The following is a 5,524-nucleotide window of genomic DNA, read 5'->3' on the forward strand; positions in this document are numbered from 1 at the left end:
CGCGGCAGCAAAAGGCGTGCGGGCAGCTGCCCACCGACCGGCGCGTCGTGGTGGAGAGCTTTCCCGACGAACTGGGTGACCGCCGCGTGGCCGTCCACTCGCTCTGGGGCCGGCGGGTGAACCGGGCCTGGGCTCTTGCCATGACCGCCTACGCCCGGAGGCTCGGGTTGGAGATCGATGCGGTGGCCGCCGACGACGGGGTCGCGCTGCGGCTGCCCGCAGAGGCCTCGGTCTCCCTCGAGCAGCTTGCGATGTGCGCTGGCGATGACCCGGTGAGGCTGGTGCTCGAACAGCTGCCGGGTAGCCCCGTAGTCGCACAGCTGTTCCGGCAGGCTGCCTCGAGGGCGCTTTTCATCACCCGGACCCGCCGCGGCCGGCGGCTCCCGCTGTGGCAGCAGCGGCTGCGCGCCGCCGACCTTATGCTGATGCAGTCGCGGTCGGACGGGCCCGGAGCCGTTCTCTTCCGGGAGGCGCTCCGGGAGGCCGCAGACGAGGCGTTTGATCTGGAGGCCCTTGGGGCGCTGGCCAGGGGCTTTGAATCCGGCGAGATTGAGGTTGTCGTCGTCGAGCGTCCTGCGCCCTCCCCGTTCGCCGCCTCCCTGCTGTTCGAGTTCACGGCCGCCTTCCTCTACGAGCCCGACGCTCCCAAGGCCGAACGGCAGGCCGCGGTGCTCGTGGGATCGCCCGACCAGACCCTCCGCGAAGCCGCAGCGGCAGGGACGCTTTCACACCTCATCGACCCGGCGGTCTTCAGCGAGATGGCACGGCGCTGGGAGAGCCCGCCGTGGGCCGGCAGCCGCAGGGCGCCTTCGGGGCCGGAGGATATCGATGAGTGGCTGCGCCTCTCCGGCGACCTCAGCGAGCGGGAGCTGGCGGCGGCACTCGCGGGGGGAGCGGCCCCCTGGCGCGCGTGGATCGAGGAGCTTGAAAGAGCCGGCCGCGTCTTTCGGCGGGGAGCAACGTTCGTGCACTTCACCCTGGCTCCCCTGCTTGCGGGGCTGGATGCGGCGGACCCGGAAGAGCAGGCCGAGGCCCTTGCCTCGCTGATCTCCCAGCGCAGCCTGGCGAGACCCGGGCCCTTGCTGCCCGAGGAGGCGGCCGCCCGCTATGGCGTGACCCGGGCGCTTGCCGAGCGGGCTCTCTCCATCCTTTCGGCCCGGGGCGCCATGCTCTACGGAACGCTCGACCCCGCCGGACCGCCCGCCTACCTCGCCGTGCCTGCCCTGCTCGCAGCCCGGCGCCGCACCCTTGAACTCAGCCGCCAGCGGAGCGCCCCCGTCGCTGCTGACACCTTCGCCCGCTTTCTGGCGTTCCATCACTATCTGATGGCCACTGCACCCTCAAACGCTGCCGATCCTGCCGCGGCAGCCGTCGACGCGATCCGGCGGCTCGCCGGGCTTCGGGCGCGGCTTTCCGACTGGACCCGCCTGCTGCTCGGGGCCCGGCTGAAAGCAAGGGCGGCCCGGGGGCTGGCGCAGGCCATAGCTGCCGGCCAGGTCGGATGGGCCGTCCTGCCGGCGCCTTCCGATTCCCGCGCCGGGGCGGGCGTCACGTTCTTCGCCCGCGCAGCCGGGAGGACGGCTTGCGCTCTTGTTGGCTCGTTCAATCCCTCGCCACGGGAACGGGAGGTCTCGCCGGAGCAGCAGGCGGTCATGCGGCTGCTGGCCGGAGGCGGAAGCTGGTTCGGATGGGAAATCGCCGAGCGGGCGGGATTCGATCAGGTCACGACTTCCAGGGTGCTTCTCGATCTGGTGCGAGCGGGATTGGTCAGCGCCGAGTCCATCCGGCCGCTCGAGGCAGCACTGCAGGACGCCCCCGCAAAGGAAGGCGCCGGCAGCGCTCCGCATCCTGCCGGGACGGGACCTGGCTCGCTTCTCGGGCTTCCCGGAGCCGCTCCGGAGGGATCCGCCGGGCGTCCGCCGGTTCGGCCAATGGGCCCGGCGGCCTATCGGCGCCTTTCCCGCCGGCTGCGCCGTGAGGCCTGGGCCCGGGCCCAGGCCATTGCCCGGGCGCATGCAGCGGGGGAAACGGGGGACAGGGAAGGTGCTGGAAGCGGCGCTCCGGATCCGGCCGAGCTGGCCGGGGTGCGGTTCTACACGGTGGTTTTGCCCGAAACGCCTGACGGCGCTGCGTCCCGGTCCCAGGCATGGGTACGGGTTCTCCTGGATCGGTACGGCGTGGTGAGCCGGGAGATGGCCGCGGCCGATGGCTGCCCGCTCCCCTGGGCGTACCTGGCCCAGGCGCTGGAGCAGATGGAGGCCCGCGGCGAGGTGGTGCGGGGATACCTGGTGGAGGGCTTGAGCGGCGAGCAGTTCGCAAGGCCCGAGGATGTGGAAGAACTTCGCCGCCACGCCGGCCCCGCGGCGAAGCAAGCGTGGGCCGTCAGCGCGTCCGACCCGGCCCTCCCATACGGCCGGCTGCTCCCTGCCCCACCGTGGTGGCCCTCCAACATCTCAGGGGGATGGGTGGCCCTGGCCGATGGCCGGCCCGTCATCTTCTTCCGCCCTGGAGCCGGGGCTTTATGGTACGACCCGGATGCGCCGGAAGAGGATCGTGCTGCTGCCCTTGAGGCGTTGCTTCGCCTCGCGGCCTCGGCCTACCCGGGCCGTCGCCTGGTCATCCGCAGTGTTCAAGGCCAGGTGGTGGGGGTCGTGCGGCAGAAGCTTCGGTGGCTGATCCGGGCGGGATTCACCGAAGGCCCGCGAAGCGTGGAGCGCTGGCTGGACTAGCTCAGAGTTTTCTGAATGACACCCGTCCCCGACGTTCTTCCCTGAGGGAGGCCTCTCCACCCCGCTAAGGTAACAGTGGGCGTAGTCGTTGGCCTTACTATTAAGTTCTTATTCGCGTTTAGGGGAGAGGTGTACCTTGAATTACCCCATCTGGGACGTTCCGCGGCTGGGCGGGCCTCTCGCCATTGCCATCGTGGCGATTCTGCACGCCTACGTGGCCATGTTCGCGGTGGGCGGCGGGCCGTACCTGGTCCTGGCCGAGCGCCGGGCACGCCGGACCGGAAACGCCGAACTTCTCGCTTACGTGAAGGGACACTCGCGGTTTTTCCTGCTGCTGACCACCGTCTTCGGGGCCATCAGCGGCGTGGGCATCTGGTTCACCATCGGCCTCGTGAGCCCTCAGACGACGTCCATCCTGATCCGCACCTTCGTCTGGGGGTGGGCCATGGAGTGGGTCTTCTTCATCGCGGAGATCGCGGCCATCCTGCTATACGTGGCGTCGTGGGACCGTGCCGACGGCCGCACGCACATGCTGTACGGCTGGGCGTACGCCGTGTCGGCGTTCATGTCGCTGGTGATCATCAACGGCATCCTGAGCTTCATGCTCACGCCCGGCCGGTGGCTTGTGACGGGCAACTTCTGGGACGGCTTCTTCAATCCCACGTACTGGCCTGCGCTGCTCGGGCGCAGCGCCGCAGCCGCCGCTCTGGCCGGGCTATGGGGGCTTTTGACCGCGGTGAGGATCAAGTCGCCGGCGCTCCGGGACGAGGCGGTTCGCTTCGCGGCGTGGTGGCTCGTACCGGCCATGGTGGCGCTACCGCTCTCCACGCTCTGGTACCTGGCGGTGGTCCCCGAAGGCCCCAGGATGCTGGTGCTGGGTGGGGCGGCAGCCGTCTCTATCATGTTCCTGCTGAGCCTGGCAGTGTCGTTCGTCATCTTCGCCGTCGTGGTGCTCGGCCCGCTTAAGAGCCCGCAGGTGGCTTCGACGGCCCTGGCTGCGACGCTGCTGGCTGCCGGCCTCATCGCGACGGGGGGTACCGAGTGGGTCCGAGAGGGAATCCGCAAGCCGTATACGATTTACGGCTACCTCTACTCCAACGGGGTCTTCGTGTGGCAGCAGCAGAGGCTCAGCGAGCAGGGCATCCTGGCGTCGGCCCGCTTTGCGGTACCGGGTGTCAGGGAAGCCCCGGCAGCAACCGGCCGTACCGCCGGCGCGGAGCTTGCTCTTGCTCGAGGGCAGGAGGTCTTCCGCCTGCAGTGCTCGAGCTGCCACGTTCTGGGCGGCTATAACGACATCCGCCCCCTGGTGAAGGGGTGGACGGAGGCGTACATCGACTTCCAGTTGAGCCATCTGAACATGCTCAAGGCCTACATGCCGCCGTTCTTCGGCACCGCTGAGGAGCGCAGGGCGCTTGCCCGGTGGCTTGCCACCCTGAACCCGCCTGCCGGATCGTCCCAGGCGGAGGCGCTGAGGCAGCCGTTGCCGGGCGAGCCTGTATCGTGACGGGACATTGAGCCGGGAGCCGGAAGCCGGAAAGGCCGCCTGCGCAGGACGGCCACATCGAGGGGGGAACAGAATCCATGCCAGTACTGCCTGCACCTGATCCCATCGGAATCCCGGCGCCGCCGGCGCTGCTGCAGTTTCTGCTCGTGCTCACGTACACGCTTCACACGCTGTTCGTGGGGGTCGTGGTGGGGGGAACGGCGCTGGGGCTTGTGCACACGCTTGCCGTGCGGCGCGGAGAAACGGCGCTTTGGCCGCTGGGCGCCCACCTCTCGCAGGCGCTGCCGGTGGCCATGGCGTTCGCGATCACGACCGGAGTGGCACCGCTTCTGTTCGTCCAGGTGCTGTTCGGCCAGTTCTTCTACACGTCCTCGGTCTTCGTGGGGTGGACGTGGATCAGCGTCATTGCCGCCCTGATAGCCGGCTACTACGCCCTCTACTACTGGGCCATCAGGCGGCGGGAGCGCGCCCACCCGCCCGGGTGGGGCCTGGCCGTGGCACTGCTGGCCCTTGCATGGGTAGCGTTCGTGATGGTGACCAACATGAGCCTGTACGCTCGCCCGGAGCGCTTCGCCGAGCTGTTCAACCTGGCGGGCACCGCGCTCAACACCTCGGAACCGACTTTTGCGCCCCGCTACGTGCACGCCCTGCTCAACTTCCTGGTCATCGGGGCGTCCTATGCCCTGACCGCCGGCCACCTCCTGGGCAGACGGCTTCCCGATGGCGGCCGGCGAATTCGCGGCTTCGCGCTCAGGTGGCTCGCCGGCTCCCTTGCCATTCAGGCGGCCGCATCGGCCTGGTACTACGTGTCGCTTCCCGTGGCGCTGCGGCAGGGAACCCTGCAGGTCGCGGGCATGGTCATCGCTCTGATCCTGGGCGCCGTCATGCTCGCCGTGTGGGTCCTCGCGCAGCACGCGGCCAGGCCCGGTGCCTGGGCAGCCTCCGGCGCGGCCGCCACCGTCGCGATGGCCGCCGGGCTGGCCGTGGCCAGGCACGGCGTCCGGATGGCGTCGCTGTCGGCGTACCTGCAGCCGGAGGCCTGGAAGCTGAGCCCCCAGTGGCCGCAGTTCGTGCTGTTTGCCGCGCTTTTGCTGGGTGGGCTCGTACTCGTGGGCTACCTCCTCTGGCGGTACCCATGGCAGCAAGGCCTTCGCGAGCTGCAGGCCGATGCCGGCGCGCCAGGGCCGGACCCCATCGTCACGAGCCGGCACTGACAGGGCGAGTGTCGAGCAGGCGGGTGGGGCGGCGGGTCCCGGCCCCCTCCCCCTCCGCCCGCCCGGGCCGCAATGCC

Annotated in this window: 3 protein-coding genes; all 3 read left to right on the top strand. The window is 69.9% G+C overall.

What is annotated here, in order from left to right; translation table 11 throughout:
* Window positions 1-2,729 (top strand): hypothetical protein (locus AB1609_14690; GenBank protein MEW6047706.1); only part of this gene is annotated, 2,729 nt, incomplete at its 5' end.
* A 136-nt stretch (window positions 2,730-2,865) separates the two neighbouring features.
* Window positions 2,866-4,233, top strand: a complete 1,368-nt coding sequence (locus AB1609_14695) for a cytochrome ubiquinol oxidase subunit I (GenBank protein ID MEW6047707.1) — start codon at window positions 2,866-2,868, stop codon at window positions 4,231-4,233.
* Between the two features lie 77 nt (window positions 4,234-4,310).
* Window positions 4,311-5,447, top strand: coding sequence for a hypothetical protein (locus AB1609_14700; protein ID MEW6047708.1), 1,137 nt, complete (start codon window positions 4,311-4,313; stop codon window positions 5,445-5,447).
* Window positions 5,448-5,524 lie beyond the last annotated feature (77 nt).

This window comes from Bacillota bacterium, from assembly GCA_040754675.1.
Taxonomy (GTDB): Bacteria; Bacillota; Limnochordia; order Limnochordales; family Geochordaceae; genus Geochorda.